At 68.0% G+C, this 15,949-nt stretch carries 16 protein-coding genes and 1 pseudogene; 15 read left to right on the plus strand and 2 right to left on the minus strand.

What is annotated here, in order from left to right; translation table 11 throughout:
- The first annotated feature begins 108 nt into the window (after positions 1-108).
- The 9 genes from F3J10_RS29265 to F3J10_RS29305 all read left to right on the plus strand — a co-directional run bounded on the left by F3J10_RS29265 (position 109) and on the right by F3J10_RS29305 (position 8,556).
- Positions 109-492, plus strand: a complete 384-nt coding sequence (locus F3J10_RS29265; protein WP_013698281.1) for an Mth938-like domain-containing protein — start codon at positions 109-111, stop codon at positions 490-492.
- A 207-nt stretch (positions 493-699) separates the two neighbouring features.
- Entirely contained in the window at positions 700-2,382 is a 1,683-nt protein-coding gene (locus F3J10_RS29270) for a glycosyltransferase family 39 protein (RefSeq protein ID WP_167243571.1), read from the plus strand.
- A gap of 14 nt (positions 2,383-2,396) precedes the next feature.
- The gene (locus F3J10_RS29275) at positions 2,397-2,768 is read left to right on the plus strand and encodes an EamA family transporter (RefSeq protein WP_025097631.1); all 372 of its coding nucleotides are present in this window, start codon (positions 2,397-2,399) and stop codon (positions 2,766-2,768) included.
- A 172-nt stretch (positions 2,769-2,940) separates the two neighbouring features.
- A complete protein-coding gene (locus F3J10_RS29280; RefSeq protein ID WP_166916353.1) occupies positions 2,941-4,092 on the plus strand; it encodes a DegT/DnrJ/EryC1/StrS aminotransferase family protein in 1,152 nt (383 codons plus the stop codon).
- Between the two features lie 6 nt (positions 4,093-4,098).
- Positions 4,099-5,106 (plus strand): glycosyltransferase, encoded by a 1,008-nt coding sequence (locus tag F3J10_RS29285; RefSeq protein ID WP_166916351.1) that lies wholly within the window; start codon positions 4,099-4,101, stop codon positions 5,104-5,106.
- Positions 5,103-6,059: a formyltransferase gene (locus F3J10_RS29290; RefSeq protein ID WP_017920888.1), complete on the plus strand. Its 957-nt coding sequence runs from the start codon at positions 5,103-5,105 to the stop codon at positions 6,057-6,059. Before F3J10_RS29285 ends, F3J10_RS29290 begins: the two co-directional genes overlap by 4 nt.
- On the plus strand, positions 6,056-7,111 hold the full coding sequence (locus F3J10_RS29295) for a bifunctional UDP-4-keto-pentose/UDP-xylose synthase (protein ID WP_013698287.1): 1,056 nt from the start codon (positions 6,056-6,058) through the stop codon (positions 7,109-7,111). Before F3J10_RS29290 ends, F3J10_RS29295 begins: the two co-directional genes overlap by 4 nt.
- Positions 7,112-7,115: 4 nt before the next feature.
- Positions 7,116-8,012 carry a polysaccharide deacetylase family protein gene (locus tag F3J10_RS29300; RefSeq protein ID WP_167243572.1) on the plus strand — a complete coding sequence of 299 codons (897 nt, stop codon included), beginning with the start codon at positions 7,116-7,118 and terminating at the stop codon, positions 8,010-8,012.
- An 82-nt stretch (positions 8,013-8,094) separates the two neighbouring features.
- Complete coding sequence (locus F3J10_RS29305; RefSeq protein ID WP_025097627.1) at positions 8,095-8,556, plus strand: peroxiredoxin; 462 nt, start codon at positions 8,095-8,097, stop codon at positions 8,554-8,556.
- 197 nt (positions 8,557-8,753) lie between these two features.
- Here F3J10_RS29305 and F3J10_RS36695 read toward each other — a convergent pair.
- Positions 8,754-8,959 (minus strand): annotated as a pseudogene (locus F3J10_RS36695) (hypothetical protein); the annotation flags it as partial.
- On the opposite strand from F3J10_RS36695, the gene F3J10_RS29310 reads away from it, so the two are divergent.
- Positions 8,891-10,717, plus strand: a complete 1,827-nt coding sequence (locus F3J10_RS29310) for a PhoH family protein (protein ID WP_167243573.1) — start codon at positions 8,891-8,893, stop codon at positions 10,715-10,717. The pseudogene F3J10_RS36695 and the gene F3J10_RS29310 sit on opposite strands and share 69 nt — an antisense overlap.
- A gap of 267 nt (positions 10,718-10,984) precedes the next feature.
- Positions 10,985-12,139 carry a C40 family peptidase gene (locus tag F3J10_RS29315; protein ID WP_167243574.1) on the plus strand — a complete coding sequence of 385 codons (1,155 nt, stop codon included), beginning with the start codon at positions 10,985-10,987 and terminating at the stop codon, positions 12,137-12,139.
- 72 nt (positions 12,140-12,211) lie between these two features.
- Here F3J10_RS29315 and F3J10_RS29320 read toward each other — a convergent pair whose 3' ends face one another.
- On the minus strand, positions 12,212-13,027 hold the full coding sequence (locus F3J10_RS29320) for an IclR family transcriptional regulator (protein WP_013698292.1): 816 nt from the start codon (positions 13,025-13,027) through the stop codon (positions 12,212-12,214).
- Positions 13,028-13,181: 154 nt separating this feature from the next.
- Here F3J10_RS29320 and F3J10_RS29325 point away from each other — a divergent pair, with 154 nt between their 5' ends.
- The 4 genes from F3J10_RS29325 to F3J10_RS29340 all read left to right on the plus strand — a co-directional run.
- Complete coding sequence (locus F3J10_RS29325; RefSeq protein ID WP_025097623.1) at positions 13,182-13,955, plus strand: ABC transporter substrate-binding protein; 774 nt, start codon at positions 13,182-13,184, stop codon at positions 13,953-13,955.
- A gap of 34 nt (positions 13,956-13,989) precedes the next feature.
- Positions 13,990-14,646, plus strand: a complete 657-nt coding sequence (locus tag F3J10_RS29330) for an amino acid ABC transporter permease (protein WP_167234591.1) — start codon at positions 13,990-13,992, stop codon at positions 14,644-14,646.
- Positions 14,643-15,395 (plus strand): amino acid ABC transporter ATP-binding protein, encoded by a 753-nt coding sequence (locus F3J10_RS29335; protein WP_167243575.1) that lies wholly within the window; start codon positions 14,643-14,645, stop codon positions 15,393-15,395. The genes F3J10_RS29330 and F3J10_RS29335 overlap by 4 nt, the downstream gene beginning before the upstream one ends.
- A partial coding sequence (locus F3J10_RS29340; protein ID WP_167243576.1) for an FAD-dependent oxidoreductase occupies positions 15,392-15,949 on the plus strand: 558 nt, incomplete at its 3' end. The genes F3J10_RS29335 and F3J10_RS29340, both read left to right, overlap by 4 nt.

The raw sequence follows: 15,949 nt of genomic DNA on the forward strand, positions 1-15,949 counted from the left end.
CGGCGCGCCCGCCCGAGCCCCTGGCGGCCGGCGCGCCGGCCGGGCCCGCCCCGACCGGGCGCGGGCCAAAACGGTGCAACCGGCCCAACCGATACCGCGGACAACGATTTGAAACTGCATCAGGACCCGAGCGAGGCGCTCAATACCGTCACCGGCTACGGCCCCGACTACGTCGACATCAACCTGGCACGCCACGAGCACAGCGTGATCGTGCTGCCGGCCGCGCCCGTGATGGCCTGGCCGGTCGACGCCTTCGAGGCGCTGGAGGCCCGCCATTTCGAGCTGCTGCTCGATCCGTCCCCGGAAGTCGTGATCTTCGGCAGCGGCGCGCGCCTGCGCTTCCCGCATCCGCGGCTGACCGCCGCACTGGCCGCGCGCCGGATCGGCGTCGAGACCATGGACTTCCAGGCCGCCTGCCGGACCTACAACATCCTGATGGGCGAAGGCCGCAAGGTGGCCGCGGCGCTGCTGATCGAACGTCCGGCCGCCTGAGGCGCGCCGCTCGTCCCGGCATCCCGGCCCGGCTCCATCATCCCTCCGATCCCTCCCATCATCCGAACCGACATCGAGGGATCGAAGCGTCTTTAATTGAACGTTAAGGCGCGATGCGTTACAAAGCCGGCGGCGCCGCGCCCGCGGCATGCCGCTTTTCCGATTCCGAATTCCGTTTTCCGTTCGTCTGACAGGCTGACCGACTCCATGACCGATACGCCATCGAGGCTGCCGCTCAACCGTGCCGTACTCCTACTGATCCTGCTGGGCCTCGCGCTGATCTGGTTCGGCCCGCTCGGGCTGCGCCACCTGATCCCCAGCGACGAAGGCCGCTACGCCGAGATGGCGCGCGAGATGTTCGTGACCGGCGACTGGATCACGCCGCGCTACAACGGCTACAAGTATTTCGAAAAGCCGCCGCTGCAGACCTGGCTCAATGCCCTGAGCTTCGCCTGGTTCGGCATCGGCGCCTGGCAGGCGCGCCTCTACACGGCGCTGGTCAGCTTCGGCGGGATCCTGCTGGTGGGCTACACCGGCGCGCGCGTGTTCAACCCGGTGGCGGGCCTGTGCGCCGCGGTGGTGCTGGCCGCCTCGCCGTACTGGAACCTGATGGGCCACTTCAACACGCTCGACATGGGCCTGTCGTTCTGGATGACGGTCACGCTCTGCGCGCTGCTGCTGGCCCAGCGCCCGGGCCTCGCCACCGGCGCGACGCGCGGCTGGATGTGGCTGTGCTGGGCCTCGATGGCGCTCGCGGTGCTCTCCAAGGGCCTGGTCGGCGTGATCCTGCCCGGCGCGGTGCTGGTGCTCTACACGCTGATCGCGCGCGACTGGGCGCTGTGGAAGCGCCTGCACCTGGTCAGCGGCGTGGTGATCTTCTTCGCGCTCGCCACGCCCTGGTTCGTGCTGGTGCAGCAGCGCAATCCCGAATTCTTCGACTTCTTCTTCGTGGTCCAGCAGTTCCGCCGCTACCTGACGCCCGAGCAGAACCGCCCGGGCCCCATCTACTACTTCGTGGCGGTGCTGCTGGTGGGCTTCCTGCCCTGGCTGTCGATCGCCGTGCAGAGCCTGCGCCACGCCTGGCGCATGCCGCGCCAGCCCAACGGCTTCGCGCCGATGATGGTGCTGCTGGTCTGGAGCGGGTTCATCTTCCTGTTCTTCAGCGCCTCGCACTCGAAGCTGGTGTCCTATGTGCTGCCGATCGCGCCCTCGCTGGCCCTGGTGCTGGGCGCCTACCTGCCGCTGGTGGCACGCGAGCGCTACCGCCTGCACCTGATCGGCTACCTCCTGTTCCTGGTCGCGGCCGCCGCCGGCTGCGCGGTGCTCGGCCAGCTCGGCGACGAACGCACCCCGAATTCGCAGTACGTGGAATTCCAGCACTGGGTGTGGGCGGCGCTGGCAGTCGCCTTCGTGCTGACCCTGGTGGCGCTGTGGGTCAACCGCCGCGGCAAGGCCGGCATCGCCGCCACCGCCTTCGTGTTCGGCCTCGCCTGGCTGCTGCTGGGCACCATCGGCGGCACCGGCCACGACGCCTTCGGCCGCTACAGCTCGGGCGCGCTGCTGGCGCCGGCGATCCGCGCCGAATTCGCCAGGCTGCCGCCCGACACGCCGTTCTACGCGGTCGAGATGCTCGACCACACGCTGCCCTTCTACGTCGGCCATACCACCACCCTGGTGGCCTACCAGGACGAACTCACGTTCGGCATCTCGCGCGAGCCGCAGAAATGGGTGCCGACCATCGAGGAATGGGAGCGCCGCTGGCGCGCCGAGCCCGCCGCGATCGCGGTGATGCGCCCCGAGCGCTACGAGGCGCTGCTCAAGGTCGGCCTGCCGATGAAGCTGATCGCGCGCGACAACCGCCGCGTGGTCGTCGAGAAGCCCCAATCCTGAGGAACGCCGAACCGATGAATCCCGTCTCGCTCGTCTGCATCGTCACCGGCGTGCTGCTCAACGCCTGCGCGCAATTGCTGCTGAAGGCCGGCGTCAATGCCGTCGGCCATTTCGAATTCACGCGCGCCAACATCATCCCGGTCGGCTTCAAGATCGCCACCCAGTTGCCGATCATCGGCGGGCTGGGCTGCTACGTGCTGAGCGTGGTGGTCTGGATCGTCGGCCTGTCGCGCGTGGACGTCTCGATCGCCTACCCGATGCTCTCGCTCGGCTACGTGGTCAACGCCTTCGCCGCCTGGTACCTGTTCGGCGAGGTGCTGTCGATGCAGCGCCTGATCGGCATCGGCATCATCCTGATCGGCGTGCTGGTGCTCGCGCGCAGCTGAGCGCCGGGGAGCGGAAGGAACGAGGAAGGGACCCGGCGACGGCACGAAGCCGCGGCATCGCGGCTTCCCCCTCTTCCCCCCACAAAAAGAGACGTTGTAATCTCGCGAACCAGTGTTTAATGCGCATGCCGGATCGCATACGATCCAACCCCATTTAAAGACCATCGCCGCCATGAGCCAGACATCCGTGCCGTTCTTGCCGCTCACCCGACCGGAAATCGACGAGGAAACCATCCAGGGCGTGACCGAGGTGCTCCGTTCCGGCTGGATCACCACCGGCCCGCAGAACCAGCGCTTCGAGGCCGCCCTGTCCGAGTATTGCGGCGGACGCCCGGTGCGCAGCTTCAACTCGGGCACCGCGACGCTCGAGATCGGCCTGCGCATCGCCGGCGTCGGCGCCGGCGACGAGGTGATCACCACCCCGGCGAGCTGGGTCGCCACCGCCAACGTGATCCTCGAGGTGGGCGCCACGCCGGTGTTCGTCGACATCGACCCGGCCACCCGCAACCTCGACCTGGACGCGCTCGAGCGCGCCATCACGCCGCGCACCAAGGCCGTGATCCCCGTCTATCTGGCCGGGCTGCCGGTCGACATGGACCGGCTCTACGCGATCGCGCGCGAACACAAGCTGCGCGTGATCGAGGACGCCGCGCAGGCGCTCGGCTCGACCTGGAAGGGCAAGCGCATCGGCGCGTTCGGCGACATCGTCTCGTTCAGCTTCCACCCGAACAAGAACGTCACCTCGATCGAGGGCGGCGCGCTGGTGCTCAACGACGAGGACGAGGCGATCCTGGCCCAGAAGTACCGCCTGCAGGGTGTGACGCGCACCGGCCTGGACGGCATGGACTGCGACGTGCTGGGCGGCAAGTACAATCTGACCGATGTCGCGGCCCGCGTCGGCCTCGGCCAGCTCGCGCAGATCGAGCGTTTCACCGAGCAGCGCCGGCGCCTGGCGCGCGCCTATTTCGCCGCCTTCGAGGCGAGCCCGGCGGTGGCGCTGGGCGTGGGCCTGCCGCTCGCCGATTTCGAGCACGGCAACTGGCACATGTTCCAGATCACGCTGCCGCTGGAGCGGCTCTCGCTCACGCGCGGCGAATTCATGGCGCAACTGAAGGAAGCCGGCATCGGCTCGGGCGTGCACTACCCGGCGATCCACCTGTTCACGCTCTATCGCGCGCGCGGCTTCCACGAAGGCATGTTCCCGCACGCCGAGCGCTTCGGCGCGTCGACCGTCACCCTGCCGCTGTTTACGCAGATGAGCGAGGCGGAGGTCGGGCGCGTGGTCGAGGCGATCAACCAGATTTGCGAACGATACGGAAAATAAGCGGAAATGACTCACCCTGAAACACGCGCCACGAACCCGGAAGTCTCGATCGTCATCCCCGTGTACAACGAGGAAGACGGGCTCGCCGCGCTCTTCGCCCGACTGTATCCGGCGCTCGACGCGCTCGATGCGGCGTACGAAGTGATCTTCATCAACGACGGCAGCCGCGACCGCTCGGCAGCCCTGCTCGCCGAGCAGTTCCGCAAGCGCCCCGACACCACGCGCGTGGTCCTGCTCAACGGCAACTACGGCCAGCACATGGCGATCCTCGCCGGCTTCGAGCAGTCGCGCGGCCAGATCGTGATCACGCTCGACGCCGACCTGCAGAACCCGCCCGAGGAGATCGGCAAGCTGGTGCACAAGATGCGCGAAGGCTACGACTACGTCGGCACGATCCGCATGCAGCGCCAGGACAGCCTGTTCCGCCGCAAGGCCTCGGCCGCGATGAACCGGCTGCGCGAGCGCATCACGCGCATCAAGATGACCGACCAGGGCTGCATGCTGCGCGCCTACAATCGCCAGATCATCGACACCATCAACCGCTGCGGCGAGGTCAACACCTTCATCCCGGCGCTGGCCTACACCTTCGCGCAGAACCCGACCGAGATCGACGTCGCGCACGAGGAGCGCTTCGCGGGCGAATCGAAGTACTCGCTGTACAGCCTGATCCGCCTGAACTTCGACCTGGTCACCGGCTTCTCGGTGGTGCCGCTGCAATGGCTGTCCTTCGTCGGCGTGATCCTCTCGATCGGCTCGGCCGCGCTGTTCCTGCTGCTGCTGATCCGCCGCTTCATCGTCGGCGCGGAAGTCCAGGGCGTGTTCACGCTATTCGCCATCACCTTCTTCCTGCTCGGCGTGATCATCTTCGCGCTGGGCCTGCTCGGCGAGTACATCGGCCGGATCTACCAGCAGGTGCGCGCGCGGCCGCGCTACCTGATCCAGACCGTGCTCGAGGAGCGCGCCGAGCGCGCCCACCTGCCGCTGCCGGGCACCGCCGGCGAGGCCTCGCGATGAAGCCGCGCGCGGTCGTCTTCGCCTATCACAACGTCGGCGTGCGCTGCCTGCAGGTGCTGCTCGCGCGCGGCGTCGAGGTCGCCCTGGTGGTCACCCACGAGGACAGCCCGAGCGAGAACATCTGGTTCGGCAGCGTCGCCTCGGTGGCGCGCGAGCACGGCATCGCGGTGATCACGCCGGCCGATCCGGCCGGCGCGGAACTGCGCGAGGCGGTGGCCGCCGCGCAACCGGATTTCATCTTTTCGTTCTACTACCGGCACATGCTGCCGGTCGCGCTGCTCGCGCTGGCCGCGCGCGGCGCCTACAACATGCACGGCTCGCTGCTGCCGAAGTACCGCGGCCGCGTGCCGACCAACTGGGCGGTGCTGCGCGGCGAGACCGAGACCGGCGCGACCCTGCACGAGATGGCCGCCAAGCCCGACGCGGGCGCCATCCTCGGCCAGACCGCGGTGCCGATCCTGCCCGACGACACCGCCGCCCAGGTGTTCGACAAGGTCACCGTGGCCGCCGAGCAGACGCTCTGGCGCGTGCTGCCGGCGCTGCTGGCCGGCGAGGCGCCGCACCTGCCGAACGATCTCTCGCAGGGCAGCTACTTCGGCGGGCGCAAGCCCGAGGACGGCCGCCTCGACTGGTCGAAGCCGGCCGCCGAGGTCTACAACCTGATCCGGGCGGTCGCGCCCCCTTATCCGGGCGCCTTTACCGAGCTGCACGGCCGCCGCTTCGTGGTGGCCCGGGCGCGCCTGGCCGCGCCCGGCTCGCCCGCCGCGCAAGCCGCGCGGGATTTGCCGCCGGGGCTGCACGTAAGCGATAATGCGCTATTCGGCGTCTGCGGCGACAGCCGCGCCGTCTCCATCCTCGAGCTGCGCGAGCAGCATCCTGGCCGTCCGGACCACGAGACGGTCCTGTCTCCCGCTCAATTCGCGCAGTTCATTGATTCTTCCCGTCAGTCATGAAAGCAAAAAAAGTCCTGATCCTCGGTGTGAACGGCTTCATCGGCCATCACCTGTCGAAGCGCATTCTTGAAACCACCGATTGGGAAGTGTTCGGGATGGACATGCAGACCGATCGGCTTGGCGATCTCGTCAACCACGAGCGGATGCACTTCTTCGAAGGCGACATCACCATCAACAAGGAGTGGGTGGAGTATCACGTCAAGAAGTGCGACGTGATCCTGCCGCTGGTGGCGATCGCCACGCCCGCCACCTACGTGCAGCAGCCGCTGCGCGTGTTCGAGCTCGACTTCGAGGCGAACCTGCCGATCGTGCGTTCGGCCGTCAAGTATCGCAAGCACCTGGTGTTTCCGTCGACCTCCGAGGTCTACGGCATGTGCTCGGACGAGCAGTTCGACCCGGATGCCTCGGCGCTGACCTACGGCCCGATCAACAAGCCGCGCTGGATCTACGCCTGCTCCAAGCAGCTGATGGACCGCGTGATCTGGGGCTACGGCATGGAAGGCCTGAACTTCACGCTGTTCCGTCCGTTCAACTGGATCGGCCCGGGCCTGGACTCGATCTACACGCCCAAGGAAGGCAGCTCGCGCGTGGTCACGCAGTTCCTCGGCCACATCGTGCGCGGCGAGAACATCAGCCTGGTGGACGGCGGCTCGCAGAAGCGCGCCTTCACGTATGTCGACGACGGCATCAGCGCGCTGATGAAGATCATCGAGAACCCGGACGGCATCGCCTCGGGCAAGATCTACAACATCGGCAATCCGCACAACAACTACTCGGTGCGCGAGCTGGCCAACAAGATGCTCGAGCTGGCCGCCGAATTCCCCGAGTACGCGGCCTCGGCCAAGCAGGTGCAACTGGTCGAGACGACCTCCGGCGCCTACTACGGCAACGGCTACCAGGACGTGCAGAACCGCGTGCCGAAGATCGACAACACCATGCAGGAGCTCGGCTGGGCGCCGCAGTCGACCTTCGACGACGCGCTGCGCAACATCTTCGAGGCGTATCGCGGCCACGTGGCCGACGCGCGCGCCCTGGTCGAACAGCAAAACTGACGCCTTGGCCCGCATCGTCCTCAAGATCGACGTCGATACGCTGCGCGGCACGCGCGAAGGCGTGCCGAACCTGGCGCGCATCTTCGATCGCCATGCCGCGCGCGCGACCTTCCTGTTCAGCCTCGGCCCCGATCACACCGGCTGGGCGATGCGCCGCGTGCTGCGGCCCGGCTTCCTGAAGAAGGTCTCGCGCACCTCGGTGATCGAGCATTACGGGATCCGCCAGCTGATGTACGGCGTGCTGCTGCCGGGGCCCGACATCGGGCGCCGCGCGGTGGGCGAGATGCGCGCGATCCACGAGGCCGGCTTCGAATGCGGCATCCACACCTGGGATCACGTCTACTGGCAGGACAACGTGCGCAGCCGCGAGCGCGACTGGACGGCCCACGAGATGGGCAAGAGCCACGCGCGCTTCATCGAGATCTTCGGCGCGCCGCCCGTCACGCACGGCGCGGCCGGCTGGCAGATGAACCCGGCGGCCTTCGAGCAGATCGACGCCTGGGGCATGCACTATGCCTCCGACGGCCGCGGCCACGGGCCCTATCGCCCGGTGCTGGCGGGCCGCACGCTGGATCACGTGCAGTTGCCCACCACCCTGCCGACGCTCGACGAGGTGCTCGGCATCGACGGCATCGACGAATCGAACGTCGCCGCCCACCTGCTGGCGCGCACCGAACGCAATCCGCACGACCAGGTGTTCACGCTGCATGCCGAGCTCGAAGGCCAGAAGCTCGCGCCGGTGTTCGAGCAACTGCTGGCCGGCTGGCGCGCCCAGGGTCACACCTTCGCGACGATGGGCGACTATCATGCCGCGCTGGACCTCGACTCGCTGCCATCGTACCCTGTCACGTGGGGCGAGATCCCCGGCCGCTCCGGCGAACTGATCGTCCAGCCCGACTGATCGCCAGCCGGCGCGCCGTCCTCTTTCCCGCCATGTCCGGCACGACGAAGCGTCGTGCCGCCGATAACAACAGGAGAATCCCGTGTCCGTCGAAATCGACCGTCAAATTCCCGATTTCACCGCACCGGCGACCGGCGGCGATTTCACGCTGTCGGCGCTGAACGGCAAGAAGCTCGTGCTGTATTTCTACCCGAAGGACAATACGCCGGGCTGCACCACCGAAGGTTTGCAGTTCCGCGATCTGTACCCGAAGTTCAAGAAGGCCGGCGCCGAGATCGTCGGCGTCTCGCGCGACAGCCTGCGCTCGCACGACAATTTCAAGGCCAAGCTGGAGCTGCCCTTCCCCTTGATTTCGGACCCCGATGAAACGCTCTGCGCGATGTTCGGTGTCATGAAACTGAAGAAAATGTATGGCAAGGAAGTGCGCGGCATTGAGCGCTCGACCTTCCTGATCGACGGCGACGGGGTACTGCGCCGCGAGTGGCGCGGCATCAAGGTGCCGGGCCACGTCGACGAGGTGCTCGGCGCTGTACAAGCGCTTTGAGGCGGGTTATATTGGGCCGCAATGAATGCCCGTCAGTCCACTCTTTTTCGTAGCTGCGCAGTCGGTCGGCGCGAGTTTCGTTGGCCCGTGACGCGCAGTGCTACGCAGCAAGAAGCCGAGCCGCTTGTCCCTGTTCGGGGGCAGCGGCTTTTTTCATGGTCTTTTGCGGCACGCTGCGCCCGCCGCGTCTCTTCCCGTCAAGGAGCTGACCGAAAACTAGGCGAACCGGCGATTTGATACTCCTGTGCGCCACCGCGCGCAAACTGCACGCCTCGCGTGACAGGATGCGAACCGCGGCGCACCCCAAGCGACACGATTCCTCTCGAGGGACACCATGCCTTTGCCTACTCCCCCCAGCAAGCTCGGCAGTCTGCTGCCGCCCGACGAATACAAGGTGAAAGCGCGTCCGGCCAAGACCGCGAAACGCGCCGCCGAAGGGGACACGGCCAGCGCCGCCGCGGCCGACTACGCCAGCACCAGCGTCGCCGAACCGATGGCCGCCGCCGCCAACACGCCGGCCGCGCTGCACGCGGTCGACAGCGCCGCGCCCGCCAGCGCCCCGGCGCCGGCGCGCAGCCGCAAGTCCAGGCAGACCGCCGCCCTGCTCACGCCGGTACCGACCCCGGCCGCCGCGCCCGCCGCGCCCGCCGCCCCCGCGGCGCCGGTCGCCCGCGCCGAGGCACCCGCCGGCCGCGCGCCCGCGACCCACGCCGCTCCTGCGCGCGAGGCCGGCAAGACCACGCGCGGACGCAAGGCCGCTGCGGTCGAGCAGCAGAAGCTGTTCGTGCTCGACACCAACGTGCTGATGCACGACCCGAGCAGCCTGTTCCGCTTCGAGGAGCACGACGTCTATCTGCCGATGATGACGTTGGAAGAGCTCGACAACCACAAGAAGGGCATGTCCGAAGTGGCGCGCAACGCGCGCCAGGTCAGCCGCACGCTCGACGCGCTGGTGGCCGACGGCGGCCCGATCACGGCCGGCATCCCGCTGTCGCGCCTGGGCAGCCGCGAAGCGGTCGGCCGCCTGTACTTCCAGACCACGCTCAACGATATCGAGCCGGTCGAGGGCCTGCCGCAGGGCAAGGCCGACAACCAGATCCTCGGCGTGGTGCGCGCGCTGCAGCGCGAGCGCAGCGACCGCCTGGTGGTGCTGGTGTCGAAGGACATCAACATGCGGATCAAGGCCCACGCGCTGGGCCTGCCCGCCGAGGACTACTTCAACGACCAGGTGCTCGAGGACACCGACCTGCTGTACTCGGGCGTGCGCGAGCTGCCGCAGGACTTCTGGACCAAGCATGCCAAGGGCATGGAGAGCTGGCAGGACACCAAGACGGGCACCACCTACTACCGCGTGACGGGCCCGATGGTCGCCTCGATGCTGGTCAACGAGTTCGTGTTCCTCGAGCCGCAGAACGGCGAGCCGACCTTCCACGCGATCGTGCGCGAGCTCAACGGCAAGACGGCGCTGCTGCAGACGCTGCGCGACTACAGCCACCACAAGAACAACGTGTGGGGCATCATGGCGCGCAACCGCGAGCAGAACTTCGCGCTGAACCTGCTGATGAACCCGGAGATCGACTTCGTCACGCTGCTCGGCCAGGCCGGTACCGGCAAGACCCTGGTCGCGCTGGCCGCGGGCCTGGCCCAGGTGCTCGACGACAAGCGCTACAACGAGATCATCGTGACGCGCGCGACGGTGCCGGTCGGCGAGGACATCGGCTTCCTGCCCGGTACCGAGGAAGAGAAGATGCAGCCCTGGATGGGCGCCTTCGACGACAACCTGGAAGTGCTGCAGAAGACCGACGACGCGGCCGGCGAATGGGGCCGCGCGGCCACCCAGGAGCTGATCCGCTCGCGCCTGAAGGTCAAGAGCATGAACTTCATGCGCGGGCGCACCTTCGTCGACAAGTACCTGATCATCGACGAGGCGCAGAACCTCACGCCCAAGCAGATGAAGACGCTGGTCACGCGCGCGGGCCCCGGCACCAAGATCGTCTGCCTCGGCAATATCGCGCAGATCGACACGCCCTACCTCACCGAGGGCAGCTCGGGCCTGACCTACGTGGTCGACCGCTTCAAGGGCTGGGGCCACAGCGGCCACGTCACGCTCGCGCGTGGCGAACGCTCGCGGCTGGCCGACTACGCGTCCGACATCCTCTGAGCGACGTTTCGCTCGGCGGCACCCAAAAGCGCTCCTTCGGGAGCGCTTTTTTCATGGTGGCAGCGATGTTTGATTCATCCCCATATTTCACCATGAGGCATTTGGGGCCAGGGTTTTTGCGCAAAAACTCCAATGCGCTGCTCGAAAATCGGGCAACTTCTCATGTCATTCATGAAGAATTCTTGCCGAAGCCGCGCCGGAGCGACTACCATCCGCTTTACCCGTGGTCATACGATAGGCGCCTCATTCGGCGCCTGCCCTCTTCCGATGCTGCGAATCTGGCTGTCCGTCGTCGTCGTTTCCCTGCTCGCCGCGTGCTCGACCGCGCCGCAGCAGTCGTCGACGCGCACCGGTGCCGCCCCGCGCATCACCACGCCACGCGCCTTTGCGCCGCCGCGCGGCTTCCCGAACTTCGTCGATCACAGCATCGGCCGCGAGGAAATCCCGATCCAGGCCATGAGCCTGGTCGGCATCCCCTATCGCTGGGGCGGCAATACGCCGGACAGCGGCTTCGACTGCAGCGGGCTGGTGCGCTATATCGTGTCGCGCGCGGCCAACGTCTCGCTGCCGCGCACCACGGCGGAGATGAGCACGCGCGGCGAATCGATCGAACCCGACGAGATCGCCCCCGGCGACCTGGTGTTCTTCAACACCACCGGCCGCCCGCATTCGCACGTCGGCATCTACGTCGGCAAGCTGCGCTTCGTGAATGCGCCCTCGACAGGCGGCACGGTGCGCCTCGACTACCTGACGAACCCTTATTGGGCCAAGCATTTCGACGGCATCCGGCGCGTCGCGCCGGCACGTCACGCGCCGGCGCCGTTCGACACGCCGACCTACGAGGCCGACAATCGCCAGCCCGATACGGCTCCTGTGCCGCAGGCGGCGCCGGCCGCCGCCGCGCCCGTTTATGCCGCGGCGCGCGCGGAAAGCACGCCGGCACGTGTCGCGCCGACGCCGATTCAGGCGACTGCCGCCCCCATCGCGACCACGACGACAGCCGTCGATACCGCGCCGCCGCCGCGCCTCGCGGCCGCCGCCGGCGAGGATCAGTTCGAGCCGCCGCCGTCCGCGCTGTCGGCCGCGCAGCAGCAGGCCCGCGCGGCCGGCGCCACCACCGCGGCCGTGACGCCGCGCCCGCCCGAGGTCGACACCAGCATGGCCGCGCCGCAATATGCGCCGGTTTCTTCGCCGCCCGTCACGGCAACGGCAAGCTCAACGGCAGCGAACCGCGCGCCGGACCCGATCGACGCCGCGGCCGATGCCTTCGAGCCACCCCCGCCGACCGCCCGCGCCGCTGCCCAGCAAGCCCGCTCGGCAGCCCCCGAAGGCGTGCGGATCATCCGCGCCTCGACCGCCTCCGGCAACCTCCCCGGCAGCGGCGACGATCCGATCGCGCGCTTCGCCAACGGCAGCTACTGAGCCTGCCGCTTTCAAGCGGGCGGCTCACGGCCGCCATCGCCGATTCCCCTTCCCCCATCCAGGGCGCTTGGCTCAGGCCAGCGTCCGGATCGAATTCGACACGCCGCGCGCGCAGTCGATCACGGCCGGCGCCAGCCGGCGCTCGGCTTCCTCGATGCTCCAGCGGCTCGACGGCGCAACCACGTGCACCGAACCGACCGGCCGCCGCTCGCCGTCGAACACGGGTGCCGCGATCGTCATGTCGCCGATGAACAACTCCTCGCGATTCGAGGCATAACCACGCAGTCGCGCCTGGCCGAGCAGCGCCTCGATAGGCGCGATCTCGGTGACGGTGTACTGCGTATGCGCCACGCGCTCGCTGGCGAGCAGCAGCGCATGCGCCTCCGGCTCGGGCAACGCGCCCAGGTAAGCACGCCCCGAAGCCGTGCAGTACATCGGGATGCGGCTGCCGATCGGCATGTGGATCGGCACGAACTTGGTACAGACGAAGCGCGCGACGTAGACCATATCCGTGCCGTCGGGCTCGGTCAGGTTGGTGGTTTCGCCGGTCACGTTGGTCAGTTCCGAGAGGAACGGATTGGCGACGTCGATCAGCATGTCCGCCGACAGGTAGCTGAAGCCGATCTGCATCACGCGCGGCGTGAGCTGGTAGCGGCGCGTGCGCGGATGCTTGCGCACGTAGCCGAGCCGCTCCAGCGTGTAGATCATCCGCTGCGCCGAACTCTTGGTGATCGCGGTCGCGTCGGCGACCTCCTGCAAGCTCATCGAGCGGCGCTGGGCGCCGAACGCGCGCAGCACCGCGATGCCCTTCTCCAGCGACTGGTTGAACAGCGCGTCGCTGCTGGCCTCGCCGCCCTCGGCGGCCGGCGTCCGGTCGGACTCACTCATGGAAACGCCCAATGGTCATCATGTGGCATCGACGATAGCATATCGAATATCGATACGCAAAAATCTTTCATCGATATTTTTGACTCGAATACCATGATTCGGTAGGTGTTCATCGATTTCTGACCGGCTGGTCTTCCGCACAGGAGGCAATCCCATGTTTCAGTTCGCCAAACGCTTCGCCCTCGTCCTGGCCTGCGCGCTCGCCCCGCTGGCCGCCGTCGCGCCCCTTTCGGCCCAGGCCGCGCCGCCCGTCTACACGGTGGGCGCCACCGCCACCGGCGTGCCCTTCACCTTCCTCGACGTGAAGAGCAACGCGATCCAGGGCCTGCTGGTCGACGCGATCAGCGCCACCGGCCACGCCGCCGGCTTCGACGTGAAGATCGAGCAGACCACCTTCGCCGCCCTGATCCCCTCGCTGACCACCAGGAAGATCGACATCATCTCGGCCGCCATGCTAAAGACGCCGGCGCGCCAGCAGGTGGTCGACTTCTCGGACACGGTCTATTCCTACGGCGAGGGGCTGGTGGTGCCCGCCAGCGACGCCGGCAAGTACAGCTCGATGGACGACCTGAAGGGCGCCGTGGTGGGCGCCCAGGTCGGCACCGCCTTCGTCGACGCGCTGAACAAGAAGGGCATTTTCAAGGAGGTGCGCACCTACGATTCGGTCGCCGACATCCTGCGCGACGTCGCGCTGGGCCGCATCCAGGCCGGCTTCGGCGATCGCCCGATCCTCGCCTACCAGTTGCAGAAGAATCCCAACCCGAAGATCCGCCTGGTCGAGGGCTACCAGCCCTCGGTGCTCGGCCAGGTCTGCTTCGTGGTGCGCAAGGGCGATCGCGACACGCTCGACAAGCTCAACGAGGGCATCCGCAAGATCAAGGCCGACGGCACGCTGAACCAGATCGTCAAGAAATGGCAGGTCGAGTGACGCGCCCGCGCGTCGCGTCCAAGGAGAGTTCGCCATGTCCCTGCAGAACCTGCTCGATTTCCTGCCGATCCTGCTCAAGGGCGCGATCGTCACGGTCGAGATCACCGTCTGCTCGTTCGTGCTGAGCACGCTGGTCGGCCTCGCCTTCGCCTTGATGCGGGTCTCGCCGAACCGCCTGCTGTCAGGCGGCGCGGCCGCCGTGATCAACGTGATCCGCGGGCTGCCGATCATCGTCCAGTTGTTCTATATCTACTTCGTGCTGCCCGATCTCGGCGTGCAGCTATCGGCCTTCCAGGCCGGCTGCATCGGCCTGGGCATCGCCTACTCGGCCTACCAGGCCGAGAACTTCCGGGCCGGCATCGAGGCCATCGACCGCGGCCAGATCGAGGCCGCGCAGTCGATCGGCATGCGCGGCGCGATGATCATGCGCCGCGTGGTGCTGCCGCAGGCCTTCCGCATCGCGCTGCCGCCCTACGGCAATACGCTGGTGATGATGCTGAAGGATTCCTCGCTGGCCTCGACCATCACGGTCGCGGAAATGACGCGCGCCGGCCAGTTGATCGCTTCCTCGACCTTCCAGAACATGACCGTCTACACGCTGGTGGCCCTGCTCTACCTGGCGCTGAGCCTGCCGCTGGTCTGGAGCCTGCGCCGGCTCGAACGCCGCCTCGGCCTGAAGGGGGCGCGATGATCCGCATCGACGATCTGCACAAGCGCTTCGGCGAGACCGAGGTGCTCAAGGGCGTGAGCCTGGAAGTCAGCGCGGGCGAGGTGGTCTGCCTGATCGGGCCGTCCGGCTCGGGCAAGTCGACCCTGCTGCGCTGCATCAACGGGCTGGAGACGCACCAGGGCGGCAGCATCGCCATCGACGGCCAGCGCGTGGATCCCGCCTCGCCCACCATCCACGCGCTGCGCACCCAGGTCGGCATGGTGTTCCAGCGCTTCAACCTGTTCCCGCATCGCAGCGCGCTGGAAAACGTGCTGGAGGGCCCGCTCCACGTCAAGAAGGAAGCCCGCGCGGCGGCCCTCGAACGCGCGCGCCGGCTGCTCGACAAGGTCGGTCTCGCGCATCGCGCCGATGCCTATCCGTCCCAGCTCTCGGGCGGCCAGCAGCAGCGCGTCGCGATCGCGCGGGCCCTGGCCATGCAGCCGCGCGCGATCCTGTTCGACGAACCCACCTCGGCGCTCGATCCCGAGCTGGTCGGCGAGGTGCTCGGCGTGATGCGCCAGCTCGCCGCCGACGGCATGACGATGATCGTGGTCACGCACGAGATGGGTTTCGCGCGCGAGGTCGCCGATCGCGTCGCCTTCCTGCACGACGGCCGGATCTGCGAGGCGGGTGCCGCCGCCGAGGTGCTCGGCAATCCACGGCATCCGCGCACGCGCGATTTCCTGCGCCGCATGCTCGATCCTCATTCCTCCACCGTGTCCGCGACATGAGCGCCTCCTTCGCTGCCTCCCTGCCGCCCTCGCTGTGGGCCGCCACCGCGCCGCCCGGCGTCGACGCGCCGCCGCTGGCCGAATCGGCGGTGACCGACGTCGCGATCGTCGGCGCCGGCTACACGGGGCTGTCGAGCGCCCTGCACCTGGCCGAGCGCGGCATCGCGGTGCGCGTGGTCGATGCGCACGAGCCCGGCTGGGGCGCCTCGGGCCGCAACGGCGGCCAGGTGATCCCCGGCCTCAAGTACGATCCCGACGAACTGCTGCACCGCTTCGGCGAGCGCAACGGCCAAGCCCTGATCGAGATGGCCGGCGGCGCCGCCGATACCGTGTTCGACCTGATCGCCCGTCATGGCATCGCCTGCGACGCGGTGCGGGCCGGCTGGGTCCAGCCGACGCATTCGGCGCGGCTCCTGCCGACCCTGCAGGCACGCGCCCGGCAATGGGAACGCCGCGGCGCGCCGGTCGAACTGCTCGACGGCGAGCAGGTGGCGGCCCGGCTCGGCACCCGCGCCTTCATCGGCGGCTGGATCGACCGGCGCGCCGGCAGCGTG

Origin of the sequence: Burkholderia sp. Cy-637 (assembly GCF_011753175.1) — a bacterium.
In the GTDB taxonomy this organism is placed as follows: Bacteria; Pseudomonadota; Gammaproteobacteria; order Burkholderiales; family Burkholderiaceae; genus Burkholderia; species Burkholderia gladioli.